The following is an 18,037-nucleotide window of genomic DNA, read 5'->3' on the forward strand; positions in this document are numbered from 1 at the left end:
GTCCGTTAGCTCCTTTTTGAAGTTTTTACAGCTTGGATAAAGGATTGAATCAGTTCGCAGCTCTTTTTGCCGTGTTGCTCAACGCCGCTTGATACATCCACTGCAAAAGGTTGAACCGTTGCAATGGCTTGATTGACATTTGCCGCGTTGAGTCCTCCTGCCAGAATCACTTTCTCCCTTGGGATGGAAAGTTGATCTAAAAGGGACCAGTCAAATGTATTTCCGCTCCCACCGGCGTAGTCTGTTCCAGGTGCATCGAATAAATAGTAATCTACGTTAAACTTGCTAGCTTTCTCCACATCATCCTTATCCCGGATGGAAAAGGCTTTAATAGAAGGGTAGCCTAATTGGTTAATAAAGTTCGGATCTTCATTGCCATGGTATTGCACATAATCAAGTGGTACGCTTTCAAAAGCTTCTCTTACTTCCTCTATGGTCGGATTAACAAAGACGCCGACTTTCTTCACATGGTTTGGCACCAGTTTTGCCAGTTCCCTGGCTTTCTCGATGGAAATTTGCCTCTTGCTCGGCGCAAACACGAAGCCTACAAAATCCGATCCAGCATTGACGGCGCAATGCACATGCACGTTTTCTTTTAACCCGCAAATTTTCACTTTTGTCATCGCTCTACATCCTCTAGGGCAGGAAGTTTGATTTGGAATGATTTTAACGTGTCCTCTGGGTTGCCGCTTCTCATAAGAGACTCTCCAACTAGAATTCCTCGGGCTCCTGCATTTGCCACTCGTTCTGCATCTGCTTTTTGAAAAATGCCGCTTTCGCTAATGAAAGCAATGTCCGGATAGCGTTTAATCATTTCTGCAAGCTTTTCGGTTTGGGCTAAATCCACATGAAAGGTTTTTAAATCTCGGTTGTTTACGCCAAGAAGTTTCGGGCGGAGGCGAAGGGCGCGCTCCAATTCTTCTTCGTTGTGCACCTCCACAAGCACTTCCAGCCCTAAACTTTCAGCGTATTCATACAATTCAGCAAGCGTTACGTCCTCTAATGCCGCCACAATGAGAAGAATGACGGATGCACCTGACCGCAGTGCGTAATCAACTTGTACTTTATCAATAATAAAATCTTTATTTAAGATTGGCAGATTTACATTTTTTGCAATGTTCGCCAAATCTTCAAATGAGCCTTTGAAAAATTTTTCTTCCGTCAGTACGGAAATGCAAGCGGATCCTGCTTTTTCATAGCGTTTTGCTTGCTCCACCGGATCTGCATTGGCATTAATAATGCCTTTGGAAGGAGAGGCCCGTTTCATTTCTGCAATGATTTGCAAGGTGTCCGATTTTCTGAGCAAATCATATAACGAAGGGCGTTTCACGATGGGAACGTTCCAATCCGGCTTTGTTTCTTGCAATTTCGGTAAAATGTTTTTTTTATGTTCAATAATCGTATCTAAAATTGTCATTAGCGGGATTGCTCCTTTATGATGTTTTGGCTGAATTCAATGACTGCTTCAAGCTTCTCGTAAGCTCGGCCGGATTCAATCGCATCGCGCGCTATAAAAACGCCATCTTTCAAAGATTCAACGGCACCGTATGCAAAGAACCCGAGCGCTGCATTTAATACCACTGCATCGTAATAAGGCGAGCGATTTCCTTTCAACAAGTCTTTTAAAATATTCGCATTTTCTTCTGGCGTACCACCGCGAAGATGGCAAATTGTAGCGGGCTGCAATCCTAATTCTTCAATGTTGATGGAAAGAGGTTTAATTTCTCCATTTTCCAAAATCACCGCATAGTTTTTTTGGTCAAGAGAAGCTTCATCCATTCCATTGGAACCAGATACAACAATCGCCCGTTTTCTTCCTAAAATGCGCAGCACTTTTGCATATTCTTCAACAAAATCAGGACGGCTAATGCCGACAAGTTGACATTCTAAATCGACCGGATTTGTCAGAGGACCTACTAAGTTAAAAATGGTTGGTTTTCCAATGGCTCGACGAACTTCGCCAATGCGTTTCAGTTTCGGGTGAACATTAGGAGCGTATAGAAAAGCGATGCCTTCCTGTTCTAGCAACTGAGCAGATTCTTCGGCAGTGAAATCATTGTGTATGCCCAATGCTTCCAACACATCCGTGCTGCCGGAAGAACTAGAAATTTTTCGGTTACCATGTTTTGCGACTTTCACACCGTTGCTTGCCAACACAAAGGCGGAAGTGGTGCTGATGTTGAATGTATGAAGTCCATCGCCTCCAGTGCCGCAATTGTCAATATAAGACCCTTTTGGAACGGGGATTTTGATGGCATTGGATTTCATTACGATGGAAAGGGCAGCAACTTCTTCCGCGGTTTCGCCTTTTTCGCGAAGAGCCAATAAAAATTCCGCGATGTCTTCTTTTGGCGTTTTCTCTGCAAAAATGAGTTCAACGGCTTGGATCATCTCATCGTAAGACAAATCTTCTTTTTGTTGAACACGTTTTGTAAAAGCTTGAATGTTCATTCTATCATCCTCCAAATTTAATAAATTTGAAGCTTAGATAGAATAGCCGCAATAAAAAAACCTCTGCAAATGGGCGCAAAATCCCATTTGCAGAGGACGACGAACAGGCCGCGTTGCCACCTCTGTTGAAGTAGTTGCTACTTCCACCTCAGTGTGCTTAAAAAAGCACTTCCCTGTAACGCGGGAAAGACGTCAACCACTTGCGCAGTTGCTCTCGTAAGGCCCATTCACGAAAGGTATGCGCTAGTTCCCACCAACCACTAGCTCTCTTAGGCATACGCATTTCGCTACTTTTCCTTACTCATCAATTTCAGCTCGGCTATTCTCAACTAAACTCAGGCTCAACTCAACAATCGGTGCGGTGCTGCGCTTCCACAGCCTTTCTCCGCCACGAACAATTTAGTTGAAAATTATTTTATTCAGAATTTGCATGAATGTCAATAATTTTCGCTCAATTCAAAAAGAAAGATGCGAAAAGAGGCTGGGACATAAACAAAGAATTAAAGGGGTAGTTGAAAGGGTTTTGATAAATATTTGATATAACTAAAAATTGATTGAAGTGACGGGGCGACTCCTGCGGGAACAGCCCGTGTCTCGAGACACCGCAGGAGCGAAGCAATGAGCTCCGAGGAGGCTCGAGCCGGGCCCGCGGAAAGCGTCCCCGGAACGGAAATCAATTTTAATAACATATCAAAAAAACATCATTTTCTCCTTGGAGAAAATGATGTTTTTTTAGATTTGTCCCAACCTCTTTTTTAGATTTGTCCCAGCCTCTTCTATCATGAATCGATTAAATTTTTAAAGTTTAATCGTTTATCAAGCAATTTCATAATCGGAATGCCAATAAGCAGCACGACAGCTTCTCCGATGGCCGTCGAAAGCCATGAAAGCCAGAAAGGAAGATCAAGCGCCAACTTTAATTCCAAGGCGATAATCCACATCATGAAAGTAAAGACAAAAGAGTTCATCAACATACGATAAACAATGTTTTTTACAAATTTGCTAATGATGATAAGAGTCGTTAAACAGATGAGGGAGTGGGCTACGCCGAACACTAAATCGAACCAGCCAAGAGGAGAGAATAAGTTTGAAATAAACACTCCCAGCACAACCCCTAACATATAGCGGGGATTGAAGGCGATTAAATGGTTAAAAATTTCCGCAATGCGAAATTGAATATCACCGAAGCTCAAAAAAGAGAGCGTATAAGTTACGGCGATATATAGTGCAGCAATAATTGCAGATACTGCTAAGAATTTTGTTTTCATCATGATACACTCCTTAGTTTTTTATCGTGGGATTTTGCGAACCACGGTGTGTGAACACACAAAAAAATATTATATTACATTTATCGAAAAATCACAAATTGGATTTTTGAGCAATTGAACCTATATATAGGTGTTTTTTATTACTGAAAAAGTTCACGATTTTTTCACAAATTATTCATTATTTTTATATAATATATTTTCTAGAAAATTCACGCAATTTATTGGTTGAAAGCACTAAATTGCTATTTTTGAAAGAATAAAAAGAACATTTTTAATTTCAGAAGATTCCTAATGTTATTGACTGTTCTTTTATGAAAATGTAATATAACGTTAAACTTCGCTTTATCAATTTAAAGCGACAAAATTTATATTAAAAATAGTCAGAAAATTTGAAGAATAACAGGGGGGAAATTTATGAAGAGCAGTATGAAAAAGCTATCATTTTTATTGCTCGGTTTATTGCTGCTTTTAGCTGCTTGCGGCGGTAATGACAATACATCTGAAAAAGATGAAAGCAAAGGTACTGATACGAAAACAGAAGAAACAAAAACTTACAAAATTGGTGTAACGCAAATTGTTGAACACCCATCTTTAAACGCAGCATACCAAGGATTCCAAGATGCGTTGAAAGATGCGGGATTAAATGTTGAATATGATTATCAGCTTGCCCAAAACGACAATAGTTTAAATACGCAAATTGCCCAAAACTTAGCAAGTGCAGGAGTTGATTTAATCTTTGCGAACTCCACTCCATCTGCACAAGCGGCAAAAAATGTAACATCTGATATTCCAATCGTTTTCACATCTGTAACAGATCCTGTTGCAGCACAATTAATCGATTCTATTGAATCTCCTGGAGGCAACGTGACAGGTACAATCGACCTGCATCCAGATGCTATTAAAACAACAGTAGAATTCATGAAAAATGAATTAGGCATTGAAAAAGTCGGCATGATTTACAATGCTGGGGAACAAAACTCTGTTGCACAAGTGAACCAAGTAAGAGAAATTGCTGATTCATTAGGAATGAAAGTGGAAACTACAACAGTAGCCCAAAGTTCAGAAACTAAACAAGCAGCAGAATCTTTAGTAGGCAAAGTGGATGCATTCTACATTATCACAGACAACACAGTTGTATCAGCTCTTGAATCTGTAATCCAAGTAGCAGAAAGCAATAAATTGCCGCTTGTTGTGGGCGAATTTGACTCTGTAAGACGCGGCGGATTATTGGCATTTGGATTTGAATACTATGACATCGGTTACCAAGCTGGTCAAATGGCTGTGAAAATTTTGAAGGGTGAAGCAACACCAGCAGACATTCCAGCAGAATATCCAAATACTTTAAAACTTGTTATGAACAAAGATGTTGTAGAAAAACTTGGCATTGAAGTAAAAGATGAATGGAATGCAGAGCTTGTAGAAACAGAAAATTAATAATGAATTTCGATATGTTAGGAGAGATGATTCAATATGTTTGCAGCAATGTTCGGTTCAGTTGAGCAAGGAATCATCTACGCGATTATGGCACTCGGAGTGTATCTAACATTCCGAGTGTTAGATTTTCCGGACTTGACGGTAGATGGTAGTTTTGTAACGGGGGCAGCCACGGTAGCAACGATGATTGTGCTAGGTTACCACCCCATTTTGGCAACACTCGCTGCAATCGTAGCGGGATTTATTGCAGGGTGTATTACCGGTTTATTACATACCAAAGGAAACATTAATCCGCTCCTTGCCGGTATCATTATGATGATTGGCCTCTATTCCATAAATCTAAGAATCATGGGCTTCTCAAGTGAAAATGCAACAAGCCTTCCGAACGTTCCCCTCCTAAATAGTGAAACCATCTTCACTCAATTTTCAAAGATTTGGGAACCATTAGGGATTGATTCAGCATTAAATAATATTTTGTCCAGTTTAGGTGTAAAACATTTACCTCAAACTTGGGGAACTCTTTTTATCATGATTATCCTAACAGCCATTCTCAAATTGGTTGTCGATTGGTTCTTAAAAACAGAAATTGGGCTTGCCATTCGGGCAACAGGGGATAATAAACGGATGATTCGAAGCTTTTCAGCAAATACGGACCATTTAATCATCTTAGGAGTAGGAATTTCCAATGCGCTTGTGGCATTAGCTGGCGCGTTAATTGCCCAATATTCCAAATATTCTGATGCTACAATGGGTATTGGGATGATTACAGTTGGATTAGCTTCCGTTATTATCGGGGAAGCGATTTTTGGCACAAAATCTATAATGCGTACAACCTTTGCTGTTGTCATTGGAGCCATTCTTTATCGTATTGTTTTGGCGCTTGCATTGCGCATGCAGTTCCTCGATGCAAGCGATATGAAGCTGATTACGGCGATTATTGTAATCTTGGCGTTGATTATTCCTCAAATGATTGAAAAACAAAAAAATAAGAAGCGAAAAGCGAAACGACTCCAAGCCAAAATTTAGCAGCTACGACAGAGAAAGTGGGGCGAACACTTTGCTTAAACTAGAAGGTATAACAAAAATCTTTAATGAAGGCACTCCGGATGAAAAAATTGCATTGAATCAAATTAATCTCCATTTAAAGCCAGGAGATTTCGTGACGGTCATCGGAAGTAACGGCGCCGGAAAGTCAACGATGATGAACATGATTTCTGGGGTGTTAACACCGGACGTAGGAAAAGTATGGATTGATGGAAAAGATGTTACGAGTTTGTCTGAGTATAAACGTTCTCAGTATATTGGGCGCGTCTTTCAAGATCCGATGGCAGGGACAGCACCATCTATGACGATTGAAGAAAATCTCGCCATTGCATATGCCCGAAATGCGAATCGTACTTTACGTTTAGGGGTGAATCGGGAGCGGCGGGATTTCTTCCGCACAGCCCTTGAAAAATTGCATTTGAATTTGGAAAACCGTTTAAATGCAAAAGTCGGGTTATTATCCGGTGGGGAAAGACAAGCGCTATCCTTATTAATGGCCACTTTTACGAAGCCGTCTATTTTGCTTTTGGATGAGCATACAGCGGCGCTTGACCCTTCCCGTGCGGAATTGATTACAAAATTAACAAAGGAATTGGTGGAAGAAGACAATTTGACAACATTGATGGTAACCCACAATATGCAGCAGGCTATAGATTTGGGAAACCGTTTGATTATGATGGATAAAGGGCAAATTATTTTGGAAGTGAATGAAGATCAAAAACCAAACTTAACTATCCCTGACTTAATGGCGGAATTCGAACGCATTCGCGGCGAAAAAATGACCACTGACCGAACATTGTTGGGGTAAAGTTGATAAAGATAGAAAACCAGCTCTTGGGAACGAGGGCTGTTTTTTTTTATTTTTTGAAAGATTGGGGGAAATGTAGATTTTCAAGGTTTTGGGAAGCCGAAAATTTATGTTTGGAACATTGATCGAGGGTAAATTCTGTTTTTCAAATTTTGCCAATTCATCGCTTGCTAAATAAAATAGGGGCAAGGGGGGATGGGATGATTATTTTGGAGCGGAAAAAACCTGTAAAGCTTTTTCTGTTGGAAGCATTGCTAAGAAGATGGCAAGAAAGCGAGAGGGATTATGGATATTTTCGGGAACTTTATTTGCAAATGAAGAAAGGATATGAGGGGGAATTGAAGCTTGACCGCGAGTGGAAAGAGTTGATCATACCAACGGAATATTATTTGTTTCATCATTTTGAAACAGAAAATACATATGGGCATTCCCATCAAATTGATACGCTATTTATTTGTCCGAATTTTTTATGGCTATTGGAAATAAAAAATTTTTCTGGCCGCATCGATTTTCAAATGGAGAGGAATCAATTAATACGGACGCGATTTGACGGTACGACCGAAAGTTTGCGAAACCCCATCGATCAAGCGGAAAGACATATCCGATTTTTAAAGGGTAAACTGGAAAAGTTGAACATGCATTTACCGCTTGTTTATTCGATTGTTATTGCGGATGCAACCATCATTGGCCCTGTTTCGAATGCGATTTCCGTGTTCCATTTAGGGGAATTGCAGAGCAAATTGAATGCACTTTATCGCCAATACCCCAAAAAGCTTTCCTCACAGCAAATGGAACAGTTAAAAGATGAATTGGTGAAAATACAAAATCCAACAAAGTGGAGTCCGCAAATTGATGTGAGAAAAATTAAAAAAGGCGCCCTTTGTAAGCAGTGTGAATATCAAACGGTGATGTATTATAAAAAAGGCCGCTTTATTTGCCCGAAATGCAATTTTAAAGATAAAGAGACTTTCATTGAGGCTTTACATGATTACGCTCTATTGATTAAACCGTGGATTACAAATGCTGAATTTAGCCGTTTTTTTAATATTCATCCCAAAACGGCTTACGAATTGATAAAAAAACTGCCTCTTCAACAAAAGGGAGAAAAGCGGGGAAGAATTTATATCATCCCTGAAAATATACTGGATTGGAAAAGGAGATTAAGATAATTCTGTGGATATTGTCATAAAAATTAGGGTTATGTTCACAAAAACAGGGGATATTGTCACAAAATCTGGAGATAAAAAATCAAAACAAAAAGAGGTTGGGACAAATCTAAAAAAACATCATTTTCTCCAAGGAGAAAATGATGTTTTTTTGATATGTTATTAAAATTGATTTCCGTTCCGGGGACGCTTTCCGCGGGTCCGTCACGCCAATCAATGTTTCGTTAGTTCAATTTTTTATCAAAACTCTTTCAGCTACCCCTATCATTTTTTTGTTTATGTCCCAGCCTCTTCTCTATCATTAAATCAACAATCCAAATAATGTGCTGTCTTTATTCACTTCTTTAAAATCGAATCCATTCACGCGCATGCGGTCGATTAAGCCTTCATAATCTTCAGGTTTGCTGATTTCGATTCCGACTAATGCAGGCCCTTCTTCTTTATTGTTTTTCTTCGTATATTCAAAACGAGTGATATCATCATTTGGGCCAAGCACCACTGTTAAGAACTGACGCAATGCTCCTGCCCGTTGTGGGAAGTTGACGATAAAGTAATGCAATAAGCCTTCGTATAGCAAGGATTTTTCTTTGATTTCCTGCATGCGGCTGATATCATTATTGCCTCCTGTGATAATGGCAACCGCCGTTTTTCCTTTCAACTGGTCTGCGTAGAAATCAAGAGCAGATACTGGCAGTGCACCGGATGGTTCTGCAATGATGGCATGTTTGTTATATAAATCAAGAATTGTTGTACTAACTTTACCTTCAGGGACTGTAATAATATCATCTAAATATTTGCGGCAAATTTCATATGTGATTTGTCCAACGCATTGAACGGCTGTACCGTCGCAGAATTTATCAATTTTTTCTAAAGCGACTGGCCCTCCATTTTCAAAGGCTGCTTTCATGCTTGGTGCGCCTTCTGGTTCAACGCCAATTACTTTTGTAGTAGGCGAGATATTTTTAATATAGGCAGCAACCCCGCTCATGAGTCCTCCGCCGCCAATGCCTCCAAATACAAAATCAAGAGGTTCATCTATATCATTTAAAATTTCGACGCCGACCGTTCCTTGTCCAGCGATAATATCATAATCGTCAAAAGGATGAATGAAAATCATATCATGTTCTAAGCAATAATCCATGGCTGCATTGGCAGAATCATCAAATGTATCGCCAGCCAACACAATTTCCACATAATCGCGGCCGAACATGCGCACTTGATCAATTTTTTGTTTCGGTGTAGTCAGTGGCATAAAAATAGTCCCTCTAATTTTCAAATGGGAGCAGGAATAAGCCACACCTTGGGCATGATTGCCGGCAGAAGCGCATACAACGCCTCGTACACGTGCTTCGTTTTCAATTTTTTTAATTTTATAATAGGCGCCGCGCAATTTAAAAGAACGCACTGATTGCAAATCTTCGCGTTTAAAATAAATATTTGCACCATACTTTTCTGACAAATATTCATTTTTTTGCAATGGTGTATGAAGGACGACATCTTTTAACTGATGTTGTGCTTTTAAGACGTTCTCGACTGTAAAACTTTTATCCGCAACTTCCATTTAATTTTAACCTCCATAAGTATCAGCATTTATATATTTTATCATAAAATTCGTGATTTTACGAAATTTTAAATATATAAATAATATACAGAATAGTCTAAAGACCGCTTTTGAAAAAATCAAGGACGAATCCATAAAAGACGAAAAATTTTAATTAAAAACGTTTTCAATATAATGCGTAAAAAAACCACCATTTTCCCCAAAGAAAAATGGTGGTTTCGAGTTAAAAGATAAAATGGGCAATGAGGGCCACAATCGGAATGGAAATGATCGTGCGGATTAAAAAGATCATGAACAAATCCCATAATTTTAATGGAAGTTTTGTACCTAAGATCAGCCCGCCGACTTCGGACATGTAAATCAATTGAGTGACGGAAACGGTTGCGATGAAGAAGCGTGTTAATTCCGACTCGATTCCGGCACCCAAAATAGAAGGCAGCAGCATATCCGCAAAACCGATGATCATCGTTTGGGCTGCATCTTCTGCATAAGGGATTTGGAACAACTGCAATATTGGTTCAAAAGGCATTCCCAATACTTTAAAGAAGCTTGTGTATTCCGCAAGAATCAAAGCGATTGTACCGAACGACATAATGACAGGCGTAATGGCAATCCACATTTCCAACACATTTCGAAAGCCGGAGCCGGCCACTTTCAATAGGTTTTGGTTGCTTTCGGCTTTTTCCAACGCATTTTTCAAACCGAAAGTAAATACGTTGAACCCTTCTGGAACATCCTCACGATGACCTTCCGGAGAAGAGCCGTCAAAGTATGTATCCGGCTTATTTCTCAAAGGATAGATTCTCGGCATGATTACCGCCAAAATCAGCCCAACCAAAATGACTGTCCCGTAAAACTGTAAGAAATATTGGCCAAGATTCACTGTTTCAACAATCACAAAACAGAAGGTGATGGAAACCACAGAGAAAGTTGTTGCAATGGTTGCCGCTTCCCGTGCGGTATAGTTGCTTTCCTCATATTGTCTGCTTGTAAGAAGTACCCCGATTGTACCATCGCCGACCCATGAAGCCAAACAGTCGATGGCGGCACGTCCGGGAATTTTGAAAATCGGGCGCATGATTTTCACCATCATGGAACCGAAAAACTCCAACAATCCAAAGTCCGTCAGAAGCGGCAAGAGCAACCCTGCAAACAGGAATAATGGAAACATCATTGTCACCAAGCCGCCATCCGGATTCAATAACAAACCGGACGTATTCTCGCTGGTGAAAGCTTCAGGTCCGATTCGGAATAAATACAGTGTCGCGAAAATGACCGCCAGCACCCGCATGATTGTCCAAAACAGGCGGGTGCGGAATAATGTATCAAAAATCGTCACTTTCCCTGATTGGGGGATAAAGTGCATTACGATTGAACCAACAGCAGCAATTATAAATACTATATACGCAAACCAATGGATAAAAGAAACGACTTTTCCTGAAAGACCATTCGCCAGAAGCGCGATTGGAACTTTGAGTCCATCCGGCGTATTCACAGGAATAATAAATAAAAAGATCCCTAAAACCGAAAGACATATGAACAGTAACCATATATATGGATGGAATTTTTTTTTCATAAGTACCCCTCATCAATTTTGTTTTGCATATTTATACACTATAAATGCTATTTATACGAATGTCCATATATAGAGAAAAAGAAATTATATTCCGAAATTTTATACTTTTTGTACAATTTTTCTGTGATAAGGATGGAAAAGCATGTCTTGATGCAAAAAGAAAAACACACCATCTTTTGTATATAAATGGTGTGTTTGGTATGAAAATCTACTATTTAATATTAATGATGCGATACTTCGGATACTGCAACACCAGTATTCGCTTTAACACGGATTTCATGGTATACTTTTTCGGCGTTTTTCGATTTATTTGAAGTCAATACAGTACCTAAATATCCAGCGATAAAGCCTAACGGAATTGTAATGATGGCTGGAACTGAAAGAGGAACTAATGGTTCGCCGACAAAGATTGCTGCACCTTCCACCGGGTTCCATACGTTTGGCCCCATTGCCCCCAATACCAAACAGGAAATCAATCCAGTTGCCATTGCAGCGATAACGCCGTTTGAATTGAATTTTTTCCAGTAAATTGTATATAGAATAACCGGTAAGTTGGCTGATGCTCCAATACAGAAAGCAAATGAAACTAGGAATGAAACGTTCAAGCTTTGGGCAAACAGCGCCAAAATGATCGAAATCACGGCAATTGAAATGGAACCGATACGAGCTGCCAACACTTGTTGTTTCTCAGTCAATTTTCCGTCTTTGATAATTTCGCCATAAATATCATGGGAAATTGCTGAAGCGCCAGTCAACACCAATCCGGACACTACCGCCAAAATTGTTGCGAATGCAACGGCTGCAACGAACGATAATAGAATGTTGCCGCCCAAATATTCCGCCAACAGTGGAGCAGCAGTGTTTCCGGCAGCGTTTTCCGCCTTGATTACATCAATTCCGACAAAATGCATTGCACCGAATCCCAGGAAAATTGTCAATGAGAAGAAAATCGCCGTAATCCAAGTTGTCCATGAAATGGATGTGCGGGCCGTTTTCGCATCTTTTACCGTAAAGAATCTCATTAAGATATGCGGAAGGCCGGATGTTCCCAATACCAACGCCATCATCATCGATATAGAATCGATCATGGAAGTGTATTTGATTCCCGGAACTAAGTATTGATCCCCGTGTTGAGTGGAAATTGTGTCAAACATTTTCATTAAGCTGAAATCAAATTTCCAGAATACCAAGAATGCCAATAGTGTTGTACCGAACAATAACAGGCAGGCCTTGATGATTTGCACCCAAGATGTGGCAGTCATACCGCCGAACAATACGTATGTTGTCATCATGACGCCGACGATAATAACGGCCAACCAATAATCAATGCCGAACAATAATTTAATGAGAGCCCCTGCACCTACAAGTTGGGCAATCATATAAAGGATAACGATTGTAATCGTAGAAGTGGCAGCGATGCCTCGGATTCGTTTTTCAGTGAAGCGTGCAGTCAACATATCCGCCAATGTGTAGCGTCCCAGATTGCGCATTGGTTCTGCAATAATGTAAAGAAGCACCAAGTTCGCAACTACATAACCGACAGAGAAGAAGAAGCCATCGAATCCAGTCAACGCTATCGCACCGGATACCCCCAAAAACGCGGCAGCCGACAAGTAGTCACCGGCAATGGCAAGTCCGTTTTGCCAACCCTTCAATCCACCGCCAGCTGTATAGAAATCGCTGGCCGAAGATGTGCGTTTGGCTGCGATATACGTAACGACCAATGTCAAACCTACAATTCCCAAGAAGAATGCTATTGTAACTAAATTCATTATTTTTCACCACCTTGTTCATATTCACGTAAAACTTCTGCAGCGATTTGATCGAATTTTGGTGCCATCTTTGTATATAACGCACAAAGCACCACTGTCATTACGAAAAGGCCGGCAGAATAAACCCAAACTCCAGTAATGTTTCCAATCCATTTCTGTTGTAATACAGGTGTGAACGCCAAAATCGGCAATAAGATGTAAAGGAACAAAAATACCCCTGTAGTACCGAATAAAAAGGCGTTTTTCTTTCTTACAAACCTGTTGAAAGTTTCCATATTATTGATTTTCTCATAATTTATGGAATCGTTTTTCGCCTTTTTTATAGGTGAATCTGGTTTTTCTTTTGTTAAATTTGGATTTTTTACCGTTGATACATTTGTCATATCGAATTCCCCCTTACGAAAAATTATTCTGTTTAAAACGTTATATTTCTGCTCCATCCCTTTCGCATGATACTATTCTAGGAGACAAATTCTTATAATTCAATATTAAAATTTTGTAAAATCCAAATCTCAAAATATTCCATATCAATTAACTATCTTTGAATTATCAACAATTTTTCTATATTTTTCTTGGAAAAGGGGAGAGGGAAAAGTTTTACTCATAGAATATTCGACGATTTATTTGTATAAAAAAGAGAAAAATAAACAAGATGCAGAAATATGGTATTAGGGGAGGTCAGTATAATAATTTGTGAAAAATATAACATAATTCAAATTTCTGTTATATAACAAATGTGGGATAATAAAAATTTGATAACTAAAAAAATTAAAAAAATTTTTCTTGACTGAGAATTTTACTGTTATTTCGCAGAAAATTGTAAACTTTTGTTAGATATCAAATGTCTGAAAAGGCTGAAATTTACAGTTTTTTGTTGGAACGTGCAAGGTTTTGAACAAAAAAAGGCAGTACAAACCTTGTCAGTGGTTTGTACTGCCAATTGGATTTGATTACTCTTCATCGAATGTAATCGTATAAAATTTTTCGTAGTGGAACCAACTGTCGCTCATTGGCTGTCCTTCATCTACACGCTTGTTGTTTTCTTCAATCATCCATGCCGTTTGGGAATTATGGGCCAGCAATGTTTTCAATTTATCTTCTTTCACGCTGGAAATATCGATTACAACATCAGGTTCTCCAATTTCAGCAACGGTGTTATTCGCAAAGGCTACTCCGTAAACAACAGGGCGCTTTTCTTTTGGCATGCGTCGAACTGCTTCCACCACTGCACGAGCGGTTGCTTCGTGGTCTGGGTGCACACTGTAATTTGGATAGAATGTGATAATGAGAGAAGGGTTCACTTCATCAATTAAATCTTGAACGAGCTTCACCATTTTTTCATCATCTTCAAATTCAACGGTTTTATCTCGGAAGCCCATCATCCGCAAATCTTCAATTCCCATTGCCTCGCAAGCTTTTAGCAGCTCTTTGCGGCGAATTTCTGGCAGCGATTCGCGGGTAGCAAAAGGTGGATTTCCAAGATTGCGTCCCATTTCTCCTAATGTTAAACAAGCGTATGTAACCGGAACTCCCATGTTTCGATAGAGCCGAATTAACCCGGCGGATGAGAACGCTTCATCATCTGGATGAGGAAAGACCATTAAAATATGGCGTTGTGGTGTTAAAGTCATGTTGATCCCCCTTTCAAGCAAATGGTGTTTCGCTGATTTCAAGTGCAATGGCTAACTTTCCTTCTTGGTTCAACCCAGCCATGAGCAGCCGTCCTTGCTCATCTACTTCATAATGGGTAATCCCTTGGGCATAAACCCATCCATTTTCCAATTTCAATCCTATACGGTGGGGATTGTCATCGATGACTTTACCATGCTCATATCGAATTTTGGCATTGCGTATAAATGCACTTGCGTTAAAAAATTGTTCATTGAAGTGGGTAGCGTATGAGCCGTTTGTTGTTTCCAGGTGTATATAGACGTCTTTTTTTGCAAAAGAATCAATCAGTTTTTGAAGCTCTTGCACATCTACTTCTTTCATTCACATTCCCCTTTCCCGAAAGACTATGCTACTAGTATAGTAAAAAGTTCCACATGATGAAAAACAAAAAGCAACATAAATTCGAAAAGGGCAAATAAAAAAGAAACACCCATACATTTTATTGTACGGATGTTTCTTTTTTCTCATGCCATTTATTCTGAATTTCTTTTTAAGAAAGGGAGAAATTTTATTAAATTTCGCGGATGGTTGCATTAGGAGCGCCGTAAACGTTTTTCGCTCCGTGCATCACTGGGCCGACATATTGATTTAAACGCCAGCCGTGCTGAATTGCTACTGAAACAAATTCTTTAGAAGTTACAACGGCTTCTTTTACGGATAAGCCGTTCGCTAAATTGGCTGTAATGCTTGCTGCAAAGGTACAGCCTGCACCGTGGTTGTAGCTTGTATTGATTGGCTCTGTTTCAAGGGCATAAAATTTTTCTCCATCGTAGAATAAATCGAGGGCTTTTTCTGTACCAAGGGAACGACCGCCTTTAATGACTACATTTTTTGCCCCTAAAGCATGGATTTTTTCCGCAGCTGCTTTCATTTCATCAATCGTTTTTGGCGTTTTCATACCAGCCAGCTGCCCAGCTTCAAAGAGATTCGGTGTAGTAACAAGTGCAAGGGGAAGAAGGTAGCGAATCATCGCATCTACATTACCAGGGTTCAACACTTCATCTTCTCCCTTGCAAACCATTACCGGGTCGATGACAACATTGTTAGTACCGGATTTTTCAATGGCTTCTGCCGCTACTTGAATGACTTCTTCATTTGGAAGCATTCCTGTTTTTACCGCATCAATGCCAGTCGAAATGGCTGTTTTTAATTGGTCTTTTAAAACATCTATTGGCAATGTGTAAACGCTATGTTTCCAGCCTTGATCTGGATCCATTGTGGCGATGCATGTCAAAGCTTGCATGCCATAAGTGCCGTATTCTTGGAAAGTTTTTAAATCGGCGAGGGTGCCAGCTCCGCCAGAAGCATCTGATCCTGCAATCGTTAACGTTTTTTTCAATGACAAATTCCTCATCTCCTAGTTTGTTGTAAGTCTAATTAATATTATATACACTTGCTGACTCTATAAAAATGGTCAGAATCTATAATATTAATAAAGCCAGATTGAGGAAGCATGCAAAATCTACTATTGATTAATCCCACTTATTAGAGTAGGTTGGAAATGAGGTGTTCCGACATGAAAAAAGTTTTTGACAATGACTGGCAAGAAATATTGCAAGAGGAATTTGAGAAACCTTACTATCATCATCTAAGAAAATTTATTGCTAAAGAATATAGCACAAATATTGTATACCCGCCGATTCATGAAGTGATGAGCGCCTTTTACACTGTTCCGTATAGAGATGTAAAAGTGGTGATTTTAGGACAAGATCCTTACCATGGACCTGGACAAGCGCATGGCATGTGTTTTTCCGTAAAGCCCGGTGTTCCCCATCCACCAAGCCTAAGAAATATTTTCATTGAATTACAGAATGATTTAGGTTGTCCTATTCCAAAAGATGGTTATTTAATGAAATGGGCAAAGCAAGGTGTGTTCCTTTTAAACACGGTACTTACGGTAAGACAGGGCCAGGCCAATTCCCATCAAGGAATGGGATGGGAGCAATTTACAGATGCGGTTATTGAAAAATTGGCTCAACGGGAAGACCCTATCGTCTTTGTTTTATGGGGGAGACCTGCCCAAATGAAAAGAGCTATTATTGAAAAAAATGGGTCCCAACATTGCATTTTACAAGCGCCGCATCCAAGCCCGTTAAGCGCCCATAGAGGATTTTTCGGAAGCAGACCGTTCTCTAAAATCAACGCGCAGCTCATTGCTTGGGGGAAAGAACCGATTGATTGGTGCTTGGAATAAGTTTTTTATTAGAAATTTGTGAACAAATTTCAATCAACTTTTCACATTCTATGAAATTTGGTACATTGGAATAAAGGTGGGATTCCCATGAGAGTAGACTGTTTTAAATGTAAATACTTTAAAGTAACGTGGGATCCAAACAATCCCCGAGGTTGCACAGCCTATCAATTTAAAACAAGGCAACTTCCATCCGTTGTCGTGAAACAGTCTTCCGGTATGGATTGTTTAAAATTTGAACCAAAAGAATTCAAGGGGGGGAGAAAATGATTTCCTATGAAAGATTGTTCATGGAAATTGAACATTATGCATTAAAAGCAAAAGGGGCAAAAGATGAGCAGGAGATTCGTGAATTGTTGAGCGCCATTCGAGCTTTGTGCGATGTTGCGTTGAATTCACCGAGACATGCTACTCTAGCGGAGCATAGCCAAATATTTACAACAGGAGGAAATCATCTTCCCTCTTCCATGAAAATAGATGACGAGGATGCGAATGGGGATTCGATTTTTGATTTTTAACACTAACGAAAAAGAGGTTATGGATGATGAAAAGTTCCATTATAACAGGAGCAATTTTTGGTTTTCTGGCCGTTGCATTAGGGGCATTCGGCGCCCATGCATTAGATGGCGTGTTGGATGCTTACGGTGAATCGATTTGGAATACAGCCGTTCAATATCAAATGTTTCATGCAGCTGGAATGATTTTAGTCGGCATTTTAATGCATCCAAGATTAATTGGCGAAGCGTCTTCTTTAAAATGGTCATTCCTTACAATGATTTTCGGGATTATTTTCTTCTCCGGCAGCTTATATATTTTAGCTGTGAGCGGCATTAAGATGTTGGGCGCCATCACGCCAATCGGTGGAGTATTATTTTTAATTGGGTGGACATTGCTTGCTGTGGGTGTTGGAAAAAGCCGCATTTATTAATTTTTTGCTAGAGCAGTTTAAAGTCGGGATTCATCGACTTTAAACTGCTTTTTTTGAAAAAATAGAGTTGATTCATCGCTTTTTAGGACTATCTGCTATGAAAAAAGTAACGAAATTTGGTGAAAAAATTCACAAGATTTCGACACCATTGATAAACATTTCATGCT

Annotated in this window: 19 protein-coding genes, 1 riboswitch and 1 other annotated feature; of the genes, 8 read left to right on the forward strand and 11 right to left on the reverse strand. The window is 39.7% G+C overall.

Features of this window, described 5'->3' with window-relative positions; genetic code table 11:
- Positions 1-5: 5 nt before the first annotated feature.
- From DKZ56_RS04390 to DKZ56_RS04405, 4 genes are all read right to left on the reverse strand, one after another.
- Positions 6-623, reverse strand: coding sequence for a phosphoribosylanthranilate isomerase (locus tag DKZ56_RS04390; RefSeq protein ID WP_208651554.1), 618 nt, complete (start codon positions 621-623; stop codon positions 6-8).
- On the reverse strand, positions 620-1,417 hold the full coding sequence (gene trpC, locus DKZ56_RS04395) for an indole-3-glycerol phosphate synthase TrpC (protein WP_208651555.1): 798 nt from the start codon (positions 1,415-1,417) through the stop codon (positions 620-622). Before trpC ends, DKZ56_RS04390 begins: the two co-directional genes overlap by 4 nt.
- Positions 1,417-2,451: an anthranilate phosphoribosyltransferase gene (gene trpD, locus DKZ56_RS04400; protein WP_208651556.1), complete on the reverse strand. Its 1,035-nt coding sequence runs from the start codon at positions 2,449-2,451 to the stop codon at positions 1,417-1,419. Before trpD ends, trpC begins: the two co-directional genes overlap by 1 nt.
- A gap of 89 nt (positions 2,452-2,540) precedes the next feature.
- Positions 2,541-2,765, reverse strand: a binding site (T-box leader).
- Positions 2,766-3,230: 465 nt separating this feature from the next.
- Positions 3,231-3,719 carry a QueT transporter family protein gene (locus DKZ56_RS04405; RefSeq protein ID WP_208652161.1) on the reverse strand — a complete coding sequence of 163 codons (489 nt, stop codon included), beginning with the start codon at positions 3,717-3,719 and terminating at the stop codon, positions 3,231-3,233.
- 7 nt (positions 3,720-3,726) lie between these two features.
- Positions 3,727-3,770, reverse strand: a riboswitch (PreQ1 riboswitch).
- A 363-nt stretch (positions 3,771-4,133) separates the two neighbouring features.
- On the opposite strand from DKZ56_RS04405, the gene DKZ56_RS04410 reads away from it, so the two are divergent.
- The 4 genes from DKZ56_RS04410 (at position 4,134) to DKZ56_RS04425 (ending at position 8,174) form a co-directional block, all read left to right on the forward strand.
- On the forward strand, positions 4,134-5,153 hold the full coding sequence (locus tag DKZ56_RS04410; protein ID WP_208651557.1) for an ABC transporter substrate-binding protein: 1,020 nt from the start codon (positions 4,134-4,136) through the stop codon (positions 5,151-5,153).
- Positions 5,154-5,189: 36 nt separating this feature from the next.
- Complete coding sequence (locus tag DKZ56_RS04415; RefSeq protein WP_208651558.1) at positions 5,190-6,179, forward strand: ABC transporter permease; 990 nt, start codon at positions 5,190-5,192, stop codon at positions 6,177-6,179.
- 31 nt (positions 6,180-6,210) lie between these two features.
- Positions 6,211-7,005: an ABC transporter ATP-binding protein gene (locus DKZ56_RS04420; protein WP_208651559.1), complete on the forward strand. Its 795-nt coding sequence runs from the start codon at positions 6,211-6,213 to the stop codon at positions 7,003-7,005.
- A gap of 200 nt (positions 7,006-7,205) precedes the next feature.
- On the forward strand, positions 7,206-8,174 hold the full coding sequence (locus tag DKZ56_RS04425) for an NERD domain-containing protein (RefSeq protein WP_208651560.1): 969 nt from the start codon (positions 7,206-7,208) through the stop codon (positions 8,172-8,174).
- A 298-nt stretch (positions 8,175-8,472) separates the two neighbouring features.
- Here DKZ56_RS04425 and ilvA read toward each other — a convergent pair whose 3' ends face one another.
- The 7 genes from ilvA to thiD form a co-directional block, all read right to left on the reverse strand.
- Positions 8,473-9,732 (reverse strand): threonine ammonia-lyase IlvA, encoded by a 1,260-nt coding sequence (gene ilvA / locus DKZ56_RS04430; protein ID WP_208651561.1) that lies wholly within the window; start codon positions 9,730-9,732, stop codon positions 8,473-8,475.
- A 223-nt stretch (positions 9,733-9,955) separates the two neighbouring features.
- Positions 9,956-11,308, reverse strand: coding sequence for a YjiH family protein (locus DKZ56_RS04435; RefSeq protein WP_208651562.1), 1,353 nt, complete (start codon positions 11,306-11,308; stop codon positions 9,956-9,958).
- Positions 11,309-11,529: 221 nt separating this feature from the next.
- The gene (locus DKZ56_RS04440) at positions 11,530-13,080 is read right to left on the reverse strand and encodes a solute symporter family protein (RefSeq protein WP_208651563.1); all 1,551 of its coding nucleotides are present in this window, start codon (positions 13,078-13,080) and stop codon (positions 11,530-11,532) included.
- The gene (locus tag DKZ56_RS04445; protein ID WP_208651564.1) at positions 13,080-13,463 is read right to left on the reverse strand and encodes a DUF485 domain-containing protein; all 384 of its coding nucleotides are present in this window, start codon (positions 13,461-13,463) and stop codon (positions 13,080-13,082) included. The genes DKZ56_RS04440 and DKZ56_RS04445 overlap by 1 nt, the downstream gene beginning before the upstream one ends.
- A gap of 567 nt (positions 13,464-14,030) precedes the next feature.
- Positions 14,031-14,711 carry a bacillithiol biosynthesis deacetylase BshB2 gene (bshB2, locus tag DKZ56_RS04450; protein WP_208651565.1) on the reverse strand — a complete coding sequence of 227 codons (681 nt, stop codon included), beginning with the start codon at positions 14,709-14,711 and terminating at the stop codon, positions 14,031-14,033.
- A gap of 13 nt (positions 14,712-14,724) precedes the next feature.
- On the reverse strand, positions 14,725-15,072 hold the full coding sequence (locus tag DKZ56_RS04455; protein ID WP_208651566.1) for a YojF family protein: 348 nt from the start codon (positions 15,070-15,072) through the stop codon (positions 14,725-14,727).
- Positions 15,073-15,262: 190 nt separating this feature from the next.
- Complete coding sequence (thiD, locus tag DKZ56_RS04460; protein ID WP_208651567.1) at positions 15,263-16,096, reverse strand: bifunctional hydroxymethylpyrimidine kinase/phosphomethylpyrimidine kinase; 834 nt, start codon at positions 16,094-16,096, stop codon at positions 15,263-15,265.
- A gap of 171 nt (positions 16,097-16,267) precedes the next feature.
- Here thiD and DKZ56_RS04465 point away from each other — a divergent pair, with 171 nt between their 5' ends.
- The 4 genes from DKZ56_RS04465 (at position 16,268) to DKZ56_RS04475 (ending at position 17,870) form a co-directional block, all read left to right on the forward strand.
- Positions 16,268-16,945, forward strand: a complete 678-nt coding sequence (locus tag DKZ56_RS04465; RefSeq protein ID WP_208651568.1) for a uracil-DNA glycosylase — start codon at positions 16,268-16,270, stop codon at positions 16,943-16,945.
- Between the two features lie 87 nt (positions 16,946-17,032).
- Positions 17,033-17,212 (forward strand): uracil-DNA glycosylase, encoded by a 180-nt coding sequence (locus DKZ56_RS15500; protein ID WP_245989595.1) that lies wholly within the window; start codon positions 17,033-17,035, stop codon positions 17,210-17,212.
- Positions 17,209-17,460 (forward strand): YwdI family protein, encoded by a 252-nt coding sequence (locus tag DKZ56_RS04470; protein ID WP_208651569.1) that lies wholly within the window; start codon positions 17,209-17,211, stop codon positions 17,458-17,460. Before DKZ56_RS15500 ends, DKZ56_RS04470 begins: the two co-directional genes overlap by 4 nt.
- 26 nt (positions 17,461-17,486) lie before the next feature.
- A complete protein-coding gene (locus DKZ56_RS04475; protein WP_208652162.1) occupies positions 17,487-17,870 on the forward strand; it encodes a DUF423 domain-containing protein in 384 nt (127 codons plus the stop codon).
- The last annotated feature ends 167 nt before the right edge of the window (positions 17,871-18,037 follow it).

Origin of the sequence: Ureibacillus thermophilus (assembly GCF_004331915.1) — a bacterium.
In the GTDB taxonomy this organism is placed as follows: Bacteria; Bacillota; Bacilli; order Bacillales_A; family Planococcaceae; genus Ureibacillus; species Ureibacillus thermophilus.